The organism is Brevibacterium marinum (assembly GCF_011927955.1).
Classification (GTDB): domain Bacteria; phylum Actinomycetota; class Actinomycetes; order Actinomycetales; family Brevibacteriaceae; genus Brevibacterium; species Brevibacterium marinum.
In genome coordinates this window covers 2164698-2185942 of the sequence record NZ_JAATJN010000001.1, presented here as the reverse complement: position 1 = coordinate 2185942, position 21245 = coordinate 2164698, and the positions used below count along the sequence as shown (strand labels likewise).

The following is a 21245-nucleotide window of genomic DNA, read 5'->3' as shown; positions in this document are numbered from 1 at the left end:
CGCTGAGCAACCCGGCGACAGGTTGCGCAGCGACCGAAAGGTTGCTGAGACGTCTTCATCCTCCAGCGCCGGGTGGCTGAGCGACCTGAAGGATCCTCACAGTTGCCGGGAGCCTCAGTGGATGAGGCCGGCGATCACGTCGTAGCCGAGTTTGAGGATCATCGCTGAAACCACGACGACGAAGACGACCCGGACGAACCCGGAGCCCTGCTTCAGGGCCGTGCGTGCTCCGAAGATCCCGCCGAGGACGTTGCCCACGGCCACGACGAGACCCAGTGCCCATACGACCTGGCCGTCGGGGATGAAGTAGACGAGTGCGCCGAAGTTCGTCGCCCAGTTGATGACCTTGGCGGTGGCGGAGGCCTGGAGGAATGAGAATCCGATGAGGGTGACGAAGGCGATGACAAGGAACGATCCCGTGCCGGGCCCGAGCACGCCGTCGTAGACGCCGATGACGAGGCCGATCAGCCATGACAGACCGTGGTGGCGTTTCGAGGATTCGCCGAACCGCAGACTCGCATCGGCGCCGAGGCTGGGGTTGAGGACCGTGAAGAGTCCGACCCCGATGAGCGCCAAGAGGATGATCGGGGTGAAGAGATCGCTGGGGATGAAGGTCGCGAGTTTCGCTCCGAGGACCGCACCGAGAAAGGCCGTGGCCGCGGCCGGGATCGTCGCCGATCGGTCGGGGGTGATCTTGCGCAGATAGGTCACCGCCGAGGCGGTCGTGCCCGCGATCGATCCCACCTTGTTCGTCGCGACCGCTTGGACCGGTGTCATGCCCGGGACCAGCAGCAGCGCCGGAAGCTGGATCAGTCCGCCACCGCCGACGACGGCGTCGATCCAGCCGGCGAGTGCTCCTGCGGCCAGCAGCCACAGGAGCATGGCGAGCGTGACATCGATGCCGCCGGTGAGAGCCTCCATCACCTCGGTGTGCTCATCGTGCCGAGGCCGACGAGTCTGCACGGATCGACTCCGTGAGCTCGGCATCGTCGGCGATCGCGGCATCGGCCGCGGCTCCCTCGGCGATCGCGGCATCGGCCGCGGCATCGGCCGTGGCGTAAGCGGCACGGATCGTGGCCACGGTGGAAGCGACCACCTCGGCGACGGGCTGGTCCGACTTCTCATCGCTGAGACGATTGCGGACCTCGACCTTGCCCTCGGCGAGTCCGCGGCCGACGACGATCACGGTCGGAATGCCGATGAGCTCGGCATCGGCGAACTTGAAGCCGGGTGAGACCTTGTTGCGGTCGTCGAGGAGGACGGTGATGCCTTCGGCCTCCAGTTCGGCGGTCATCTTCTCCGCCGCCTCGGCGATGTCGTCGCCCTTGCCCGCGGCGATGATGTGCACATCGGCCGGAGCCAGGTGCTGGGGCCAGAGGAGACCGGACTCGCTGTGGTACTCCTCGGCGATGCAGGCCATGACGCGGGTGACGCCGAGTCCATAGGAGCCCATGGTCACCGTCGTGGCCTTGCCGTTGGCGTCGAGGACCTTGAGGTCGAGGGAGTCGGCGTACTTGCGGCCGAGCTTGAAGATCTGACCGATCTCCACGCCACGGGCCAGCTCCAGCGGGCCGGAACCGTCGGGTGCCGGGTCACCGAGGACCACCTCGGCGGCCTCGATGGTGCCATCGGCGGCGAAATCACGACCCGCGACGAGGTCGAAGACGTGACGTCCGGGTTCGTTGGCTCCGGTGATCCAGCGGGTGCCGTCGACGACGCGGGGGTCGAGGAGGAAGCGGACCTTCGAGGTGCCCTCGAGGCCCAGGACCTGATCGTCGAGGTCGACCCCGGGACCGATGTAGCCCCTGATGAGCTCCGGGTGGGCGGCGAGATCCTCGGAGGTGGCTGCTTCGAGTTCGACCTCGCCGTTGCCCAGCATCCCGGTGCCGGCGGCGCGGTCGAGATCGACTTCACGGTCACCGGGCAGACCGATGACGATGATCTCGCGGGTGCCATCGGGGTGGGTGACGGCGCAGACGACGTTCTTGAGTGTGTCGGCCGCGGTCCAGGCGCGGTCTTCGCGGGGGTGGTCGGCGTTCGCGGCGGCCACGAGGGTCTCGATCGTCGGGGTGTCGGGGGTGTCTTCGACGTGGGCCGCGGGTGAGAGCGAGTAGTCGATGGGTTCGGGCACGATCGAGGTCACGGCCTCGACGTTGGCCGCGTAACCGCCGGAGGAGCGTACGAATGTGTCCTCGCCGACCTCGGAGGGGTAGATGAACTCCTCGGTGCCGGATCCGCCCATGGCCCCCGGAGTGGCCTTGACCGGCAGGCAGGGCAGCCCGAGGCGGGCGAAGGTGCGCTGGTAGGCCACCCGCATCCTTTCGTAGGAAGCATCGAGTCCGGCGTCGTCGATGTCGAAGGAATAGGCGTCCTTCATGATGAATTCCCGGCCGCGCAGCAGACCGGCGCGGGGACGGGCTTCGTCGCGGTACTTGTTCTGGACCTGATAGATCGAGAGCGGGAGGTCCTTGTAGGAGGAGTAGAGATCCTTGACGAGGAGGGTGAAGACCTCCTCGTGGGTGGGCGCGAGGATGTAGTCGTTGTCCTTGCGATCCTTGAGGTGGAACAGGTCGGGGCCGAAGGCCTCCCAACGCCCGGACTTCCGGTACGGGTCGGCCGGCAGCAAGCCTGGGAAATGGACCTCTTGAGACCCGGCACGGGCCATCTCTTCGCGCACGATCGCTTCGATCTTGCCCAGGACCTGCAGTCCCAGCGGCAGCCATGTGTAGATCCCCGGGGCCGATCGGCGGATGTAGCCCGCACGGTGCAGCAGTCTGTGGCTGGCGACCTCGGCGCCGACCGGGTCCTCCTTCTGGGTTCGCACAAACAGGGACGACATGCGCAGGGTCATGGGTGATTCTCCTCAACTTGTCAGGACTCAGATCGAACACTATCGCACGCGAGTAGGCGCACGGCAATCATAAGAGTATGCGTGCGGTGATCACCGGGCGTGGATTCGTCACCAGGTGGAAGCGAATTAGACTGGTGGGCACAGACGTCCACTCGGCCCCGATCGTTTCGGGCCGACTCGCACATCGATACGAAGAGCATGCCTGATTCCACTCAACTGACGCAGTTCCCGCGCCCCTCGGTCGCGGTCGACACCGCGGTCCTCTGCCCCGTTCCCAGGCGTGGACTGCACGTGCTCCTCACCCATTCCGGTGACGGCATCTGGCAGCTGCCGGGTTCGATCCTCCGACCCCAGGAGCGACTCGCCGAGGCGGTTGCACGGTGCCTGCGCGAAAAGGCGCGGTTGATCGACCGTGCGCCCGTCCAGCTTCATGTCTTCGACCAGCCCGATCGTGACGATCGCGGGTGGGTGATCTCGGTGGCCCACCTCGATGTGCTCTCGGCCGCCGATGTGGGATTCGACGATGCCAGCTCGCCGGAGACCGAAGACGACTCCCCCGATTCCCGCCGTCGCAAACTGACACCCGTCCACACGGTCCATGAACTCAGCGCCGAGCATCAAGAGATCGTACGGGTCGCGGTACACCGTCTGCGGTCGCTGCACGAGCGCACCCCGGATCCGTTCGGACTGCTGCCCGATGAGTTCTCCCTGCGTGAGCTGCGGGAGCTGCACGAGATCGTCTCGGGTGAGAGTCTGCAGGCGGACACGTTCCGCCGCACGATGCTGCCGCTGCTCTCGCCGACCGGTCAGGCCGTCTCCCAGGGGCGCGGTCGGCCCGCTCAGACCTTCACCCGCCGGTCCGAGATCGCCCTGTGGCAGGACACCCGTGTCACGCCCCCGCATGTGCGCGCGGCCGGTGACGACACAGCGACCGGCACCGGAGAAGGCGCAGCGACCGGCACGGGAGAAGGTGCAGCCACGGGCACCGACGACGACCGCAGACGATGATGGTGGCACTGACCGCTACGTCGACGATGACAGCGCCACCGGCCGCGGCATTGACGATGACAGTGGCGCCGGCCGCGGCATTGACACGGGGATTCAGTATTGGAGGCTGACTGTGGATATTGATCGCTCACCCGACAAACAGATGCGCGTCGACGTCTGGCTGTGGACGACGCGCATGTTCAAGACCCGGAATCTGGCGACTCAGGCCTGCAGGGGCGGCCACGTCAAGGTCGACGGTCAGCGCGCGAAGGCGGCGCAGAAGGTCGGCGTGGGCCAGGAAGTGCGCGTGCGCAAGGCGGGCACCGAGTTCATCTGGAAGATCACCGGCTTCGTCCCCACACGTCTGCAGGCCTCGATCGCCGTGCAGTGCTACGAAGATCTCACTCCTCCACCCGACCCCGCCCTGCGTGGATTCGTCCCCCGCCGGGACAAAGGACTGGGCCGTCCGACGAAGAAGGACCGCCGGGAGATGGAGAAGTTCCTCGGCGACATGGCCAAACCGAAGGACCGGAACCGCCGACGGTCCTGACCTGCGCGCAGTCTCATCCCGGTTCGCCTCCTCGCCGATCGCAGACTTCAGCGCCGAAAGCAGACTCCCTGTCCTCGCCTCCCGACGCTGGGGTCTGCTATCGGCGCGGAGTCGCGCGGCGGCGCGTTGCGCGGGAGGACCGGGAGGGCCGAGAGCGGTTTGATACCGGTCAGTACATGACAGTGGCGAAGGTCCCGACCTGTTCGAAGCCGACGCGTGTGTACATGCGCAGAGCCACCTCGTTGTAGTCATTGGCGTAGAGGCTGACTGTCGTATGCCCGGCCGCGCGGGTCTGCGCCACGACCGCAGCCATTCCGGCGGCACCCAGTCCCTGCTGCCGCACCTCGGGGTGGACCCAAACGCCCTGGACCTGGACGATGCGCGGAGCGCGGATGCCGATATCGGCCTTGAACAGGACCTGCTCGGCCTGGTTCGTCGCCGGCCACCGCCCCACCGCTCCCCCTTGGGGCAGGGACTCTGAGATTCGAGCGAAGCAGTTCTTGCCCCTGATGATGCTGCGCACCCGGGCCATGTAGCTCGACTGGCCGCCCTCGATCGGAGAGAAGCCCACCTCGTTGGTGAACATGTCCACACTGGCAGAGAAGACAGCCGGAAGCTGGTCGAGCGTGACCAGCTCCACATCCTCGTCGGGTTCGACCAGCGGGTCGGAGCTGATGGCCAGCAGAGGCTGCCGGTCGCGGACTCCACGAGGCCTCCCCCAGTTCAGACGGCTCTGCAGATCGAGGATGACCTGCCGGGTCCCGATGAGGGAGCAGGAGTAGCGTCCGTCGGAGTTGAGCTTATCGGCCAGGACCTGGTTCGTCCCGGCAGTGGCGGCCACGGGGATGATGTTGCCGCCCACCCAATAGGCGGCGACCGGTCGGTCACCATCGAAGACACCCAGCAGAGAACCGGCCGGCGACCCCATCTGTGCCGTGCCAGTGACCTCGAGCAGCGCGATGAGGTAGACGTTCTCACAGGGGTTGAGAGTGAGCAGGTTCTTGAGCCAACCGGTGTGCTGATGCCCCAGGCGAGCAACTCTCAGCACGAGAGAGCCTCCTTGGTCTGATCGTCACGCACCGGAGAACTTTCGTCAGAGGTCAGGTCTCAGCCGACGACGACGTCGGGCGTTCCGGACGGCGTGCCGGATTCCTCGGCGATGCGGTTGGCCTCTTCGATGAGGGTCTCGACGATCAGGTCTTCGGGCACGGTCTTGATGACCTCGCCCTTGACGAAGATCTGACCCTTGCCGTTGCCGCTGGCCACACCGAGATCGGCCTCACGGGCCTCACCGGGGCCGTTGACCACACACCCCATGACGGCAACCCGCAGCGGAACCTCCATGCCTTCGAGGCCGGCCGTGACTTTGTCCGCCAGGCTGTAGACGTCGACCTGGGCACGTCCACAGGACGGGCAGGAGACGATCTCGAGTTTGCGTGGCTTGAGGTTGAGGCTCTCGAGGATCTGATTGCCGACCTTGATCTCCTCGACGGGAGGAGCCGACAGGGACACGCGGATCGTGTCTCCGATGCCCTGCGACAGCAGGGTGCCGAAGGCTGTGGCGGACTTGATCGTGCCCTGGAAGGCGGGCCCCGCCTCGGTGACTCCCAGGTGCAGGGGCCAGTCGCCGCGCTCGGCGAGCAGCTCGTAGGCACGGACCATGACCACGGGATCATTGTGCTTGACGGAGATCTTGAAGTCGTGGAAGTCGTGCTCTTCGAACAGCGAAGCCTCCCACACTGCGGACTCGACGAGGGCCTCGGGCGTGGCCTTGCCGTACTTCTCCATGAGGCGTTTGTCGAGGGATCCGGCGTTGACACCGATCCGGATCGACGCTCCCGCGTCCTTCGCGGCCTTCGAGATCTCCTTGACCTGATCGTCGAATTTGCGGATGTTGCCGGGGTTGACGCGTACCGCCGCACAGCCGGCGTCGATCGCGGCGTAGACGTACTTCGGCTGGAAGTGGATGTCGGCGATGACCGGGATCTGCGACTTCTGCGCGATGGCCGGCAGTGCCGCGGCGTCATCGCCCGTGGGGCAGGCGACGCGAACGATGTCGCAACCGGCGGCTGTCAGCTCGGCGATCTGCTGCAGAGTGGCATTGATGTCGGTGGTGGGAGTCGTCGTCATCGACTGCACGCTGACGGGGTGATCGGAACCGACGCCGACCTTTCCGACCTGAATCTGCCTCGTCTTCCGACGCGGCGAGAGGACAGGAGCTGGTGGGGCGGGCATTCCGAGGTTGACCGATGTCACGAAGACAATCCCTTCATCGACGACTGTTGACCAGCCTGAACGTTCGAGTCATTCACATTGTAGAACTTCACACCGTGTCCCGGCTCACCGACCACGGTGTTATCGCTCACCAAGGACCGTTTTCGCAGGTAGTGTGAAGGGGACTTGCCGTGCGAACCGAGGAGATGTCAGTGAGCAGTCGAGCTTCCGCGGGTTTCACCCAACCCGACGCCGAGGTCGTCGTCAGTTCCCTTGAGGCCGCCGCGGACTCCCTGGCCGCTCAGGGCGGGGCACTGGCGTGGGGCGTCTTCCGCCGAGGCGGCGCCGGGCAGACCGCCCACAGCGACGTTCCGTACCGCATCGCATCGATGACGAAGTCGTTCACCGCCGCGACGATCGGCGTTCTCGCGTCCGAAGGCCTGGACTTTGACATGCCGCTCGTTCGGATCCTCGCCGATCTTGAGGGCACGTCCATCGCCGATCGCACGTGTCGGCAGGCGCTGACCATGGGCACCGGGTTCACGAAGGACGATCCCTGGGCCGATCGGATGGAGTCGATGACCGCCCCCGAGCTCATCGCCTATCTCAAGCGCGGCGCCATCCCCATCGCACCTGCGGACACCGGCTACGAGTATTCGAATCTCGGCTACGCCCTCCTCGGGCTCGTCGTCGAATCCGTCACCGGTCGTTCGTTCATCGACACCACCACCGCCGAGGTGCTCGACCCCCTGGGTCTGACTCGCACAGGATTCGATGTCGCCGACTTCCCCGATCTGGCTCCCGGCATCCGTCTCGACCGACACGGCCGGGGCCATCCCGCCGAGCTCACCGGCCCCGGCGTCTTCTCCCCCATCGGCGGAGTGATCTCCACGGTCAACGACATCGGTGTGTGGATGGGCGCCCATATGGACGCACTGACGATGGATGCTCCGGCCGGAGCCGAGGCGTTGCCAGATGGGTCGTGGGCGAGGATCCTCAGCGACAATCAGCAATCGCACCGCCTCATCGAAGTCCAGCGCAGCGAACACCATGCCGAGTCCGTCAGCTACGGCTTCGGCCTGCAACCTCGTCTCGATTCCCGCTTCGGCCGCGTCGTCTGCCATTCCGGCGGGTATCCCGGATACGGATCGCATATGCGCTGGTTCCCGGACCTCGGGATGAGCATCGTCGTCCTCGGCAACACAACGTACTATCCGGCCGAGCGCGTCGTCAGGGAGGCCGTCGACGCCGGGTGGGCGTCTGCCGCGGGCAAACCGGAATTGCGGCCGACACGCACCTCCACCGCGGCACCTGCACCCCGCTTCCCGGTCGCGAAGCGGCAGTCGGAGACCGCGCTGCGAGCGGCGAATCTCGTCATCGACTTCGATGAGGCAGTCGCCGATGAGCTCTTCGCACCGAACATGGACCTCGACGAGCCCCGCACCGAACGTCGTGAGCGCTTCGCAGCCTGGCGGAAAGGGTTGGCCTCACACCGTGACCTGCAGCTCACGGCCGCCTTCACCTACGGTGATCTCGTGATGCGGACGCCGCTGCTGGGGACGGTCACGGTGCCCGACTCGTATATCGATGCTGAGGACACACCGTCGGCCACGATCACGGTGAGTTTGGACCACCTCGGCGCGGTGCAGACGATCACATTGAGCGACTGAGGAGGTCACCCGGATGCCGAGGCGTCGGTCCTGCAACCGCTGCTCGACCCTGCTGGCGACGCTCGAGCCTGCAGCCGCTGCTCGGACGTCGCTGGCCCGAACTGACAGACGTTCTTGAACTGCCCGAGCTTCTCGAACTACCCGGAGTTGAAGATCGCGTCGAGGGTGACCGGTTTGACGAGGTCGACGTAGACGAGCAGTGCCGTCATGCACAACATCAGGCCGATGACGACGTAGGTCAGCGGCAGCAGCCGAGCCGTGTCGAAGGGGCCGATCTTGCCGCGTCCGCGGAATCGGTTGATCTGGCGTCGGGCGCCTTCGTAGAGGCCGACCGCGATATGCCCGCCGTCGAGCGGCAGCAGCGGGATCATATTGAACGCGAAGAGGAAGATGTTGAGCGAGCCCAGCATCCCCAGGCCCACTTGGGCCTTCTCCACGATCTGGAGTTGATCGGTCGATACGATCTCGCCGGCGATCCGCCCGACGCCGACCATCCCGACCAGGCCCTCGGCGTCGCGTTCCTTCGAACCGGTGGCCACCTCGGCGATGTCGACGAGCTTGACCGGCAGAGTCACGATCGCATGGAACACGCCGCTGACCTGGTCCCAGACCGCGCCTGGGAATTCGTCGAGCGGCAGCGGACGGCGCTCCTGGACGGGACCGACGCCGAAGAAGCCCTCGGTCACGGTTTGGGGCGTGCCGTCGGCATTCATCTGGGGCTCGCCACGGTCGTCGACCACCGCCCGCTCATGCGCGATGATCGGGACGCTGACGCTGTGCGCCTCGCCGTCGCGGGTGAACTCGACGTCGACGCGCTCGCCGGCGTGGTCCTTGATGACCGATGACAGTTCGTCCCAGCCGTCGGTGGAGATCCCGGCGACCGAAGTGATGTCGTCACCCGGTTTGATCCCTGCTTCCCAGGCGGGGGTCAGCGGGTCGTTCTCCTGGCAGGATTCCTTCTGGTCCGCGGGACGCTGGGCCGCCTCGGAGGCGGGCACCGCACATTCGACGACGGTCTGCACCGTGGTCGTCGGCGCCATCACTCCGATCCCGATGAGCGAGATCGCCATGATGATGATCCCGAGCACCAAGTTGACCACAGGACCCGCGAACATGACGACGAGGCGCTTGGGCACGTTCAGGGCGTAGAAGGTTCGGTGCTCCTCCCCCGGTTCGATCTCCTGGTTGGAGAAGTCCCGGGCGTCGGCCATCGTATTCTCGAACAGACGACCGCGCCGCTGCTGACGAGGGCGATGAGACGCTTCGGTCGCGACACCAGCGTCGACGTCGCCGGATTCACGGGCGGCTCTGGCCTCCCCGGAGGAGCCGGACTCAACGGAGGCACCGGCTTCCCCGAAGGCTCCGGCCTCTCCGGAGGCACCGGCTTCGTCGAGGTCTCCCGCCGAGGCGCCGGTCTCCGAAGAGGCTCCGACGCGCTTCTTCGTCGCACCGACAGGCGGGTACATTCCCGGCATCGCGATGAATCCGCCCAACGGCAGGGCCTTGATACCGTACTCGGTCTCACCGCGGCGGAAGGAGAAGACCGTCGGGCCGAAGCCGACCATGTAGTGGGTGACCTTGACCCCGAACTTCTTCGCCGGAGTCAGGTGACCGAGTTCGTGGAGGCCGATCGAGATCGAGATGCCGACCAGGAACAGAACGATCCCGATGATGTAGAGGACGACTGTCATATCAGGAGCCGCCGGAGGTCTTGCCCTGTGCGGACTCGGCTAGGTGTGCGGACTGTGTCACCAGCTCCCGGCGAGCGAAGCCACGGGCCCAGGCATCGGCGGCGAGGACGGTCTCGACCGTGTGCTCGGCCGCGGGCTCATGGGCTCTCAGCACCCGCTCGATGCCCTTGTCGATGCCGGTGAACGGTATCTCGCCGCCGACGAAGGCTTCGACGAGGACCTCGTTGGCCGCGTTGAAGACGGCCGGGTAGCTCTTCCTCCTGCGGCCGGCTTCGACCGCCAGCCCCAATGCGGGGAATGCCGCATGGTTGACCGGCTCGAACGACCAGTGCATGGGCTGACCCCAATTGTTCGCCACCGCGCCGGAGGTCAGCCTGCGCGTCTGACCGTCTGACTGGGTGCCGAGTGCGTAGGCGATGGGCAGCTTCATGTCCGGTGGGGAGATCTGCGCAATGGTGGAGGCATCGCTGAATTCGACCATCGAGTGGATCTGGGACTGGGGATGGACGACGACCTCGATATGGTCGAAGTCGATGTCGAAGAGAAGATGCGCTTCGATGACTTCGAGCCCCTTGTTGACCAGAGTCGCCGAGTTGATGGTGATCATCGACCCCATCGACCACGTGGGATGTTTGAGCGCCTGTGCCGGTGTGACACGACGCAGAGCATCGCGGGTCATGCCGCGGAACGGTCCGCCGGAAGCGGTGATGACGAGCTTGCTCACCTCGCCGTGGGTGCCCGAGCGCATCGCCTGCGCGATCGCGGAGTGCTCGCTGTCCACGGGGATGAGCGCGGCACCGTTGCGTGCGGCCGCGTCGAGGACGATCGATCCGCCGATGATGAGCGACTCCTTGTTCGCCAGCGCCACATCGCTTCCGCGTTCGAGCGCGGCCAGTGTCGCACCGAGTCCGGCGGCTCCGGTCACCGCATTGAGGACGATGTCCGCCGCGGCCCCAGCGACCACCTCGGCGGCGTTGGGGCCGACATGGATCTCACGGACGGGATCGGTGACGCCGCGCTCAGCGGCCAGCTGCTGCACTCGCTGTCGAATCTCGGACTCTCCGCCGCCGGGTGGCCTGGTGAGACCGATGACGGGGACCGAGAACTCGAGCGCCTGTGATACCAGTGCATCGAGTTGGGTGCCTGCGGCGAGGCCGATGAGTTCGAAGTCCGCTGCGTTCTCCGCAAGGACATCGAGGGCCTGGGTGCCGACCGAGCCGGTCGAGCCGACTACAATGATTCTACGTTTGCTCACGCCTACCGATGATGCCAAAGTTCTCTGAGAAATGACTCGACACCGGCAGCATCGTCCGACGTGAGATATGCAATGCGATTCAAAGGCGAGAGAGGTTTGTATGAGTGCAGCGATGAGTCCCGACGACATTCTGGGACTGGATTCGGTCTTCGAAGACGATGACCTCGAATTCGCGTCGGTCGTGAGGAGATGGCTCGATGAGAACGTCCGCGAGAAGATCGGCGACTACTTCCTCGACGGCACTATCCCCGCCCGGGAGCTCGCGGAGGGACTCGGTGAGCTCGGCGTCCTCGGCATGCACCTCGACGGCTACGGCTGCGGCGGATCCACCGCCACCCAGTACGGTTTGGCCTGCCGCGAGCTCGAAGCCGTGGACTCGGGCCTGCGCTCACTCGTCTCCGTCCAGGGATCGCTGGCCATGTTCGCCATCCACCACTTCGGCTCCGAGGCCCAGAAGGAGGAATGGCTGCCGAAGATGGCTGTCGGCAAGGCCATCGGCTGCTTCGGGCTGACCGAACCGGATGTCGGTTCCGACCCCTCGGGCATGAAGACGACCGCGAAGAAGGACGGGTCCGACTGGATCCTCAACGGCGCGAAGATGTGGATCACGAATTCGCCCGTCTCCGACGTCATGGTCGTCTGGGCCAAGACCGAGGAGACCGATGACAAGGGCAAGCAGATCGTGCGCGGATTCGTCGTCCCCTCCGACGCCGAAGGTGTCCAGACTCCGGAGATCCACCGCAAGATCTCCCTGCGGGCTTCGATCACGGGCGAGATCGTCCTCGACAACGTTCGCCTTCCCGAAGACGCCATGCTGCCCGATGCCAAAGGCCTGAAGGGCCCGCTGTCCTGCTTGTCCGAGGCCCGCTACGGGATCGTCTTCGGCGTCACCGGTGCCGCTCGCGATGCCCTTCTCTCTGCCCTCGACTACACCGGCACCCGTGTCCAGTTCGACCGTCCTCTCTCCTCGTTCCAGATCACGCAGCAGAAGCTGGCGAAGGCTTTGGGCCAGTATTCGCAGATCACTCTGCTCGCCGCTCACCTGGGTCAGGTCAAGGACTCGGAGAAGGGTGTCCGCCCGGAGCAGATCAGTCTCGGCAAGATGGTCAACGTCGACAGCGCGATGAATATCTGCCGCGACCTGCGTGCGCTGTTCGGCGGTTCCGGCATCACCAGCGAATACCCACCGCTGCGTCACGCGGTCAATCTCGAGACGGTGCTCACCTACGAGGGCACCCACGAGGTCCATCAACTCACGCTGGGTCGCAGCCTCACCGGCATCAACGCCTTCGCCAACTGAGGTCCCGCACAACGCAACACGGCACCGGCAGCGTGGCGGCACCGGCGTCGCGGCGGCCCCGTGACCCAACGGCAACCGCTAGCCAGAAGTGTGGGCGTAGAGCAGAAGCGCTCTACGCCTGCACGTTTTGCAAGCGGTTGCTGTCGGTCTTCACGGTTGCCGGTGCCGTGGGCCATTCCAGCGCTGGTCCCACATCCCTAGGGCAATCGCTTGCTATATGGCAATCGCTTGCTATGAGTGTGTACGTAGAGCACTAATGCAGCACCCCTGCACGTTTTGCAAGCGGTTGTTTCCAGTCATCGCGGCTGCGGCTGCCGTGCGCTGCTGGCAGTCATCGCGGCTGCGGCTGCCGTGCGCTGCTGGCAGTCATCGCGGCTGCGGCTGCCGTGCGCTGCTGCCGTCAGTCACGGCTGCGCAGCTCGAGGACGACGGTCTGCCCATCCTCGCCGAGGATGCTGCTCACGGCGAATCCCTTGGCCGTTGCAAACTCAACGGCCGTGTGTTGCTGATCGCTGCCGAGTTCGATGAGCACGACGCCACCGGGCGCCATCCACTTACACGATTCGCAGATGAGACGGCGGATGAGGTCCAGCCCGTCGGCTCCTCCGAACAGAGCGGTCTGGGCCTCATAATCCACCGCCTCATGTGGCAGGAACTCGGCAGCAGAGTCTGGGACATAGGGCGGGACCGCGGAGATGACGTCGAAGCCGCCGGTCAAGGTCTCCGGCAGACCCGTCAGACAATCGAGCAGGTCGAAATGTGCTTGCGGTCCGGCATTCATTCGCGCACAGTCGAGCGCCGTTTCATCATGGTCGCCGAGGTGGATTCGCGTTCCCGGGACTGCCCGTGAGACGGTCGCCGCGACCGGCCCCACGCCGCAGAATGCTTCGAGGAAGCGAACCTCCTTATCGCCACGATTTGCCGACTTCGCGACCTGCACCGACTTCGCGGCTTCCCCCAAATTCGCAGCCTCCGCCGACTTCAAGGCCTCCGCCACCCTCGCAGCCTCCGCCGACTTCGCCGATTTCGCAGCCTGCACGGCCAGAATCGATTGCTGCGCCAACAGCGCGGTTCTCTGCCGGGGCACGAAGACGCCGGGCGCAACCGCGATTCGCTGACCCGCGAACTCGACCCATCCGACGATCTGTTCGAGAGGCTCCCCGGCGACACGGCGAGCCAGGAACTCGCCCAGGAGCTCGGACGGGGCACCGTGACAGCTTGCCGCTTCATGCGCACAGGAGTGTGTCGCCTCGTGTTTGCAGGAGTCCTTCGCCGCGGCCAAGAGAATGTCGGCCTCCTCCTCGGCGAAGACGCATCCTGCTTGCCGCAGTCTGGCCACCACCGTGGAACGGTCCATCCGCGCAGCTCCGTGCGTCGCGGCGCCCTCAGGCTCCAGGAAGTATCTCCCGGGACAGCCATTCGAGGCTCGCACGGGCGTCGAGCAGCGTCTCGTCGGTGAGGATCAGCGGGTGTTCCGGTGCCAGCGCAACGACCGCGACGGATTCGACGCGTGAGTCCCGCATTGCCTGGTCGAGGTTCGCCGACTCCCCTGCGATCGCAATACCCACACCTTCGAACCGGGAGCGGACGACCTTGACGGAAGCCCTTCCGGAGTCGACCGGGGGCGCGTCGATCGCGTGGACCAGAACCGAGACGGCGGCCCCGTCGTCGGCATCCGAGGAAGATGCCTCAGCAGAATCGGCCGAGGTCGCACCGGCACCAGAGCGCACATCCACGCTCAGCCCGATCCGGATTGCACCGAGGATGCTCAGCGCCCGCGACATCGGAGGAACATCCTCGGCGATGGAGATTCGCTCGTCGGCACCGCCGGCGATGCCCATGGCACGCAGAACACCGGCGAATTTGGCGCTTCGATCAAGCACCTCGGCGCGATCGATCTCAACGGGCTTCGACAGTGCTTTGACCAGGCGCGGGTCGGTGACCTCTCGGCCGTCGACCAAAGGCTTGTCCGGGCTCGGGCCGGTCAGCACGATGTCATCGGCTCCGCCCATGACGATCGGGAAGTCGAGCAGCTCGAAGACGGGGTTGAGCGTGCCCGAGGACGTGTCGCTCGGCTGCTGAAAGAAATGGAAGTCAGTCAACTGAGGCCATCACTTCGACGACGCGATCGATGAAGGCATCCACCTGATCCTCGTCGTAGGCCTTGTTGCCCTTGGCAGTCTTGAACAGGACACGGCGAACCTGGTCGACGCTCATCGCCACGCCCTGCGTGAAGTAGGCATTGACCTTCTCACACATGTCATCGACCTGGTCGATGTCGTAGCCGATGACTCCGGGGGCCGGGTTGTCGAAGTGCTCCCCCGGTTCGCGGACCAGGCGTCCCCGCAGGGACGCGGCAACACGGGTCAGCTCGGACACCCAGGCATCCTGGCCCGACTGCGCGATGAGGCGGTCGCGTGCCTGTTTGGCGAAGGCGTCTTCGAGGCGATCGAGGGCGGCATCGACGACGGCGACGTGGTAGCCCTTGCGCACGAGGTCGAAGCCGACGGTGCGCACGGCACGGGAATCGAGGTCACCGGGCTGAGGGGTGGGACGTTCGAAGGATTCGCGTGCACGTTTGAAGAAGCTGTCGACCTGTTTCGGGTCGTAGCCGTTCTTCCATCCGGACATTCGGGGGAAAGTCGTGTCCGCCATGTTGCCTCCAGAAGCGAATCGTACGTAACTGTCAGTTCCACCATGATAAATGGCGGACGCCGAAAATGCGTGTTCGCGCCTTCTCAGTCGGCGGCGGCGAGCTGCCCGCAGGCTCCGTCGATGTCCGAACCGCGGGTGTCGCGGATGGTCGTCGGGATCCCCTGGTCGACGAGCCTGCGCACGAATTCGTCCGCGACCTCTGGTTCCGAAGCGGTCCAGACGGAGCCGGGTGTCGGGTTGAGCGGGATCGGGTTGACGTGGACCCACCCGCCGCCGCGAGCATTGAGCTTCTTCGCCAACAGCTCCGCGCGCCAGGGATGATCGTTCATGTCCTTGATCAGAGCGTATTCGATGCTGACTCGCCGACCGGTGGTCTGGTAGTAGTTGAACGCGGCGTCGATGGCCTCATCGGCCTTCCACCGGGTGTTGACCGGAATCATTTCGTCGCGCAGCTCGTCATCGGGCGCGTGGAGGCTCAGCGCAAAGGTGATGGGGATGTCCTCGGCGGCGAGTTTGTTGATGCCCGGGACGAGGCCGACCGTGGAGATGGTGATCCGCCGCGCCGACATGCCCAGTCCCTGCGGCGCCGGCTCGACGAACCGCCGCACCGCGTTCATCACGCGCTTGTAGTTGGCCAGGGGTTCGCCCATGCCCATGAAGACGATGTTGGAGACCCGTTCGGGCCCCGTCGCCGAGGCGGTCGCCTCCGAGTCGTCGACCGTGGCCTCGGGGGCCTCGCCCTGATCGTCGTCGGCTTCGGCGCCGAGTGCGGTCTCACCGTCTGCCGGCATGTCGTCCGAGGGTGCGGGTGCGAGCTCTCCGGCGGCGATGACCCGGTTGGCGCGGACGACTTGCTCGACGATCTCAGCGGCGGACATGTTGCGTGTCAGACCCTGTTGGCCGGTGGCGCAAAATGGACAGTTCATTCCGCAGCCGCACTGGCTGGAGACACAGAGGGTGACGCGGTTCCGATAGCGCATGAGCACCGATTCGACGAGTGCACCGTCGTAGAGGCGCCACAGGAACTTGATCGTGTCGGCGTTGGCTGTCCGCAGACGGCGGACCTCGGTCAGCAGGTGAGGGAAGAACCGCTCCTGCAGGTCGGCACGCAGGTCCTTCGGCAGGTCGGTCATCGACTCGACGTCGGTCTGGTAGTGCGAGAAGTAGTGGGTCGAGATCTGTTTGGCGCGGAACGCGGGCAGACCCATCTCCTTGACGGCCTCGATGCGTTCGTCCATCGTCATATCGGCCAGATGCTGCTTCGGCTGGGCGGCTCGCGGTGATTTGAAATTGAGCAGGGGACGACCGTCGCGCGTCGGAGTCTTCGATGTCGTGCCGTCCGCATGTTCGACGACGGGCCGTGTCTGCCTGCTACCTGCTTGAGAACTCACGCCCCCATTGTCTCATGAGTCCAAAACTCGTGGGATGTGCCAGCGACCACGTCTGCGAGGTGTGCGCAGCCACCGGAAGACCGGCCCGACTGCGGCGGACCTCAGAAATAGCCTGGCAGGACCGAGAACATCACCAACGCCACCGGGGCCGTGGGCAGGATCGAATCGAGACGGTCCATGACCCCACCGTGACCGGGCAGCAGAGTGCCCATGTCTTTGAGCTCGAGATCGCGTTTGATCATCGATTCGCTGAAGTCGCCGAGGGTGGCGAAGGCGGGTATGACGACGCCGATGACCAGGCCGGTCCAGAACGGTGCGTCGAAGAGGGTCAGCGCGAGGACGGTCGCGACGGCTGCGGCGAAGATCACCGAACCGGCGTAGCCTTCCCAGGACTTCTTGGGCGAGATCCTCGCAGCGATCGGATGTTTGCCCCACAAGACGCCGAAGACGTAGCCGCCGGTGTCGGAGGCGACGACGCTGGAGAGGAACAGGATGACGTAGAAGTTTCCGTCGGGCTGTGTCAGCAGATATACGACGAAGCAGGCCATGAGGCCGACGTAGGTGAGGGCGAACAGGGACAGCGAGACGTCTTTGACCGCGTTCTTGCGCCGCTCGACCATGGTGAAGAGCATGACGGCGCCGGCGCTGGCCGCGAATGTCACCCACAGGGCTTCACGACCGCCGACGAATGTCGCCAACACCATGCAGGCGGCAGAGACCATGGTCGGGAACCGTGACACGAGTGAACCGGAACGTGACAGCGCATTGGCCAGTTCCCACATCGCAGCGACGATGGCGACGAGGATGATGAAGAGGAAGGAGATCGGGAAGAAGATGAGGGAGGCGAGGACGATGCCGCCGATGAGCAGCCCGATGCCGATCGCCGCGGGGAGGTTGCGGCCGGCCTTGCCGTAGTCCTTCTCTGCCGGGGCGGGGGCATCCTCCCCGCTCTCCGCGACTGTTTCCGTATCCGGTTCGTCCGGCGAATAGGTCTTGCCGGAGTTGCGCAGATCCCTGCGCTTCGGGAATGGGGCCTCAGAGCCTGCCGCATGGGGATCCGCATCCGGCTCCCCGGAGGGAGCCGGATCGGATGCGGGACTGCCGGGACCGGTCAATGAAACCATCAGACCTCGAGGAGCTCAGCTTCCTTCTTCGACAGCTGCTGATCGACGTTGTCGACCTTCTTCTTCGTCAGGTCGTCGAGCTCGGAGATTCCGCGTGTGACTTCATCTTCGCCGGCGTCTCCGTCTTTCTTGATGCGCTCAAGGGTCTCTTTGGCATGACGACGGATGTTGCGGATCGAGACCTTGCCGTCTTCGGCCTTGCTCCTGACGATCTTGACGTATTCCTTGCGGCGCTCCTCGGTGAGTTCCGGGAGCACGACGCGGATGACGTTGCCGTCATTGGCCGGGTTGGCCCCGATGTCCGAGTTGCGCAGGGCGGTCTCGATCTCTCCCAGCGCCCCACGGTCGTAGGGTGTCACGAGGATCGTGCGGGCTTCCGGGGTCTGGAACGAGGCCAGCTGCTGCAGAGGCGTCGGTGCGCCGTAGTATTCGATCTCGATATTCGCGAACAGTGCTGGGTTGGCACGGCCGGTGCGGATGGACGAGAAGTCCTCCTGCGTGAATTCCACGGCCTTGTCCATCTTCTCTCTGGCCTCTGCCAGTGCTTCTTCAATCACGGCTCACTCTTTCCGTCGGTGGGAGCTTTGGATTCATTCTATGGGCCATAGGTCGCAAATGCCGCACTCGATCGGCCCAGGGAGCTTCCTGGGCTTCGTGTGGGCAGATGTTTCCGCTTGTGTATGGCCTGGCGGCAAGCCGCCCTGAGTCTATTTGACCACTGTACCGATCTTGTCGCCGACGATCGCCTTGCGCAGATTTCCTTCGCCCTGCATGCCGAAGACGTGCATCGGCTGCCTATTGTCCATGCAGAGGGAGAATGCGGTTGCGTCGACGACTTTGAGGCCCTTCTGCAGCGCCTCCTCGTAGGTGATCTCGGCGATCTTCTCCGCGGTCGGATCGATGTGCGGGTCGGCGGTGTAGACGCCGTCGACACCGTTTTTGGCGATGAGGACCTCATCGGCGTGGATCTCGAGTGCACGCTGGGCTGCAACGGTGTCGGTGGAGAAATAGGGCAGGCCTGCACCCGCGCCGAAGATGACGACGCGGTTCTTCTCCATGTGACGCATTGCCCGACGTGGGATGTAGGTTTCGGCGACCTGCGACATGGGGATCGCGGTCTGCACGCGGGTGTCGACGCCGAGCTGTTCGAGGAAGTCCTGCAGCGCCAGACAGTTCATCACGGTTCCGAGCATGCCCATGTAGTCGGCACGGGTGCGGTCCATGCCGCGCTGGGACAGTTCGGCTCCACGGAAGAAGTTTCCGCCGCCGACGACGATGCTGACTTCCACCTCGTCGACGGTGGGGGCCACTTCCCTGGCGACCGAGGCGACGACATCGGGATCGACGCCGATTCTGCCTCCGCCGAACACCTCCCCCGAGAGCTTGAGCAGCACGCGGCGGCGGTGGGTGCGGACAGGTCTGCTGGCGTAGCTGGATTCGTGAACCGGGGTGGATGTCATTTAGTCCTTCTTCCGTCTGGGCAGGTGGGAGCCCGGATGAGTCGTCGGTGTCAGTGTAGCGAAAAACGGGGCCGGACCGATTGGTCCGACCCCGTCACTCGCTTATGAATTGACTCTCAAGCGAGACGACTGCTGCGCGGGTCGGAATGCGACTCGCTGGGCGGTCAGTGGTGTTTCAGGCTCCGACGCGGTAGCGCAGAAATCCGCTGGCGGTGACGCCGGCTGCTTCGAGGACATTGCCCACGGACTGCTTGGGATCCTTGGCGAACCCTTGGTCGAGCAGGCAGTTCTCCTTGAAGAAGCCGTTGACGCGGCCTTCGATGATCTTGGGCACAGCCTTCTCAGGCTTGCCTTCGTTCTTCGCAGTGTCCTCCGCGATGCGACGCTCGTTCTCGACGAGTTCGGCGGGGACGTCTTCGCGGGAGAAGTACTTCGGGCTCATCGCAGCGATGTGCACGGCGACATCGTGTGCAATCGTCGAGTCGTCACCTTCGTACGCGAACAGAACGCCCACCTGAGGTGGCAGGTCCTTGTTCGTGCGGTGCAGATAGGACTCGACCTTCGCGCCTTCGATGCGTCCGACACGGCGGAGTGCAACCTTCTCGCCCAGAGTCGCACCGCTTTCGGTGATGTACTCCGAGACCGGCTTGCCGTCCTTGGTGGATTCGAGGACAGCCTCGGCCGAATCGGCATTGCTTTTCACAGCCAGGCTGAGAACTTCGTCGGCAAGTGCGACGAAGGGATCGGACTTCGCAACGAAGTCGGTCTCCGAGTTGAGTTCGATCATCGTTCCGACGCCGCCGTCGACCTGTGTGGCCACGAGGCCGTCCGATGTCGAGCGGCCTTCGCGCTTGGTGGCGCCCTTGAGGCCCTTGACGCGGAGGACCTCGATGGCTTTCGCCTGATCGCCGTCGGCCTCATCAAGAGCCTTCTTGACGTCCATCATTCCGGCGCCGGTCTTCTCGCGCAGCGCCTTGATATCAGCGGCAGTGTAGTTTGCCATTCTTTCTCCTCAGGATGGTGGAGTTATGGAAAATCAGGACTCGGTCGACTCGGTGGAGTCTGCGGCAGGTTCTGCGGCGGGTGCTTCGGTCGCCTTGTCAGCGGCCGCCGCAGCTGCCTCAACCGGAGGCTCGTCGGTCGCCTCTTCAGCCGCAGCAGCGGCGTCAGCGGCCGGCTTCTCAGAGCCGTCGGCGGCAGGAGCGGCAGCTTCCTCAGAGGCAGGAGCGTTGCCTTCGAGCAGTTCGCGTTCCCACTCGGGCATCGGCTCGACAGCCGAGACGTTCTTCTCTCCGCCCTCGTCGTCCGAAGAGTGACGGGCGATGAGGCCCTCTGCCACTGCGTCGGCGATCACGCGGGTCAGGAGGGAGACCGAGCGGATGGCGTCGTCGTTGCCCGGGATCGGGTAGCTGACGTCGTCAGGATCGCAGTTGGTGTCGAGGATCGCGATGACCGGGATGCCCAGCTTGCGTGCTTCGTCGACAGCCAGGTGCTCCTTCTTGGTGTCGACGATCCAGACGGCCGACGGGGTCCGCTGCATGTCGCGGATACCGCCGAGGGTCTTCTCCAGCTTGTCCTTCTCGCGACGCAGAATGAGCAGTTCCTTCTTGGTGTGCGAGGAACCTGCAACGTCATCGAAGTCGATCTCTTCGAGTTCCTTGAGGCGACGCAGACGCATGGAGATGGTCTGGAAGTTCGTGAGCATACCGCCGAGCCAACGCTGGTTGACGTAGGGCTGGCCCACGCGCTTGGCCTGTTCGGCGATCGATTCCTGCGCCTGCTTCTTGGTGCCGACGAAGAGGATCGAGCCGCCGTGGGTCACGGTCTCCTTGACGAATTCGAATGCAGTGTCGATGTAGCCCAGCGACTTCTGCAGGTCGATGATGTAGATGCCGTTGCGCTCGGTGAAGATGAAGCGCTTCATCTTCGGGTTCCAACGACGGGTCTGATGTCCAAAGTGAACGCCGCTGTCGAGCAGCTGGCGGATGGTGACGACGGCCATGCCGACGCCCTCCTTTCTCTTGCGCCCGAAGGCGCTTTTACGTCATTGCTCGCCGAGGGCATGGACCCGCCGGAAGCCGTGACATTTTCGGTTGA

General features: G+C 64.9%; 19 protein-coding genes. 4 read left to right on the top strand and 15 right to left on the bottom strand.

Going from position 1 to position 21245, the window contains the following annotated elements; genetic code table 11:
* Positions 1-114 precede the first annotated feature (114 nt).
* Together BKA07_RS09645 and BKA07_RS09640 are read right to left on the bottom strand one after the other, a co-directional pair.
* A complete protein-coding gene (locus BKA07_RS09645) occupies positions 115-921 on the bottom strand; it encodes a TSUP family transporter (RefSeq protein ID WP_167953062.1) in 807 nt (268 codons plus the stop codon).
* A 13-nt stretch (positions 922-934) separates the two neighbouring features.
* Entirely contained in the window at positions 935-2851 is a 1917-nt protein-coding gene (locus BKA07_RS09640; protein WP_167950713.1) for a proline--tRNA ligase, read from the bottom strand.
* A 198-nt stretch (positions 2852-3049) separates the two neighbouring features.
* Here BKA07_RS09640 and BKA07_RS09635 point away from each other — a divergent pair, with 198 nt between their 5' ends.
* Together BKA07_RS09635 and BKA07_RS09630 are read left to right on the top strand one after the other, a co-directional pair.
* Positions 3050-3859 (top strand): NUDIX hydrolase, encoded by an 810-nt coding sequence (locus tag BKA07_RS09635; protein ID WP_245161909.1) that lies wholly within the window; start codon positions 3050-3052, stop codon positions 3857-3859.
* A gap of 112 nt (positions 3860-3971) precedes the next feature.
* A complete protein-coding gene (locus BKA07_RS09630) occupies positions 3972-4388 on the top strand; it encodes an RNA-binding S4 domain-containing protein (RefSeq protein WP_342449024.1) in 417 nt (138 codons plus the stop codon).
* 169 nt (positions 4389-4557) lie between these two features.
* Here the strand turns inward: BKA07_RS09630 and BKA07_RS09625 are convergent, their stop codons facing one another.
* Both BKA07_RS09625 and ispG read right to left on the bottom strand, forming a co-directional pair.
* Entirely contained in the window at positions 4558-5436 is an 879-nt protein-coding gene (locus BKA07_RS09625; RefSeq protein ID WP_167950712.1) for a GNAT family N-acetyltransferase, read from the bottom strand.
* Positions 5437-5495: 59 nt separating this feature from the next.
* Positions 5496-6623, bottom strand: a complete 1128-nt coding sequence (gene ispG, locus BKA07_RS09620; RefSeq protein WP_209044190.1) for a flavodoxin-dependent (E)-4-hydroxy-3-methylbut-2-enyl-diphosphate synthase — start codon at positions 6621-6623, stop codon at positions 5496-5498.
* Positions 6624-6814: 191 nt separating this feature from the next.
* Between ispG and BKA07_RS09615 the strand changes: the two genes are divergently transcribed.
* Positions 6815-8272: a serine hydrolase gene (locus tag BKA07_RS09615; RefSeq protein ID WP_167950710.1), complete on the top strand. Its 1458-nt coding sequence runs from the start codon at positions 6815-6817 to the stop codon at positions 8270-8272.
* Between the two features lie 137 nt (positions 8273-8409).
* On the opposite strand, the gene BKA07_RS09610 is transcribed toward BKA07_RS09615, so the two are convergent.
* Together BKA07_RS09610 and dxr are read right to left on the bottom strand one after the other, a co-directional pair.
* Positions 8410-9963, bottom strand: coding sequence for a M50 family metallopeptidase (locus BKA07_RS09610; RefSeq protein ID WP_167950709.1), 1554 nt, complete (start codon positions 9961-9963; stop codon positions 8410-8412).
* 1 nt (position 9964) lies between these two features.
* A complete protein-coding gene (dxr, locus tag BKA07_RS09605; protein ID WP_167950708.1) occupies positions 9965-11218 on the bottom strand; it encodes a 1-deoxy-D-xylulose-5-phosphate reductoisomerase in 1254 nt (417 codons plus the stop codon).
* A gap of 112 nt (positions 11219-11330) precedes the next feature.
* Here dxr and BKA07_RS09600 point away from each other — a divergent pair, with 112 nt between their 5' ends.
* Positions 11331-12518 (top strand): acyl-CoA dehydrogenase family protein, encoded by a 1188-nt coding sequence (locus BKA07_RS09600; protein WP_245161906.1) that lies wholly within the window; start codon positions 11331-11333, stop codon positions 12516-12518.
* A gap of 400 nt (positions 12519-12918) precedes the next feature.
* Here BKA07_RS09600 and BKA07_RS09595 read toward each other — a convergent pair whose 3' ends face one another.
* From BKA07_RS09595 to rpsB, 9 genes are all read right to left on the bottom strand, one after another.
* On the bottom strand, positions 12919-13875 hold the full coding sequence (locus BKA07_RS09595) for a N5-glutamine methyltransferase family protein (protein WP_167950706.1): 957 nt from the start codon (positions 13873-13875) through the stop codon (positions 12919-12921).
* Between the two features lie 28 nt (positions 13876-13903).
* Positions 13904-14620, bottom strand: a complete 717-nt coding sequence (locus BKA07_RS09590; protein WP_167950705.1) for a hypothetical protein — start codon at positions 14618-14620, stop codon at positions 13904-13906.
* A complete protein-coding gene (locus tag BKA07_RS09585; RefSeq protein WP_092107286.1) occupies positions 14613-15173 on the bottom strand; it encodes a DivIVA domain-containing protein in 561 nt (186 codons plus the stop codon). The genes BKA07_RS09590 and BKA07_RS09585 overlap by 8 nt, the downstream gene beginning before the upstream one ends.
* Before the next feature lie 83 nt (positions 15174-15256).
* A complete protein-coding gene (gene rlmN, locus BKA07_RS09580) occupies positions 15257-16564 on the bottom strand; it encodes a 23S rRNA (adenine(2503)-C(2))-methyltransferase RlmN (protein ID WP_167950704.1) in 1308 nt (435 codons plus the stop codon).
* A 101-nt stretch (positions 16565-16665) separates the two neighbouring features.
* Positions 16666-17688, bottom strand: coding sequence for a phosphatidate cytidylyltransferase (locus tag BKA07_RS09575; protein ID WP_167950703.1), 1023 nt, complete (start codon positions 17686-17688; stop codon positions 16666-16668).
* On the bottom strand, positions 17688-18245 hold the full coding sequence (frr, locus tag BKA07_RS09570; protein WP_167950702.1) for a ribosome recycling factor: 558 nt from the start codon (positions 18243-18245) through the stop codon (positions 17688-17690). The genes BKA07_RS09575 and frr overlap by 1 nt, the downstream gene beginning before the upstream one ends.
* Before the next feature lie 150 nt (positions 18246-18395).
* A complete protein-coding gene (pyrH, locus tag BKA07_RS09565) occupies positions 18396-19148 on the bottom strand; it encodes a UMP kinase (RefSeq protein WP_167950701.1) in 753 nt (250 codons plus the stop codon).
* A gap of 175 nt (positions 19149-19323) precedes the next feature.
* Positions 19324-20151, bottom strand: a complete 828-nt coding sequence (tsf, locus tag BKA07_RS09560; protein WP_167950700.1) for a translation elongation factor Ts — start codon at positions 20149-20151, stop codon at positions 19324-19326.
* Between the two features lie 33 nt (positions 20152-20184).
* Positions 20185-21150 (bottom strand): 30S ribosomal protein S2, encoded by a 966-nt coding sequence (gene rpsB, locus BKA07_RS09555; RefSeq protein ID WP_167950699.1) that lies wholly within the window; start codon positions 21148-21150, stop codon positions 20185-20187.
* Positions 21151-21245 lie beyond the last annotated feature (95 nt).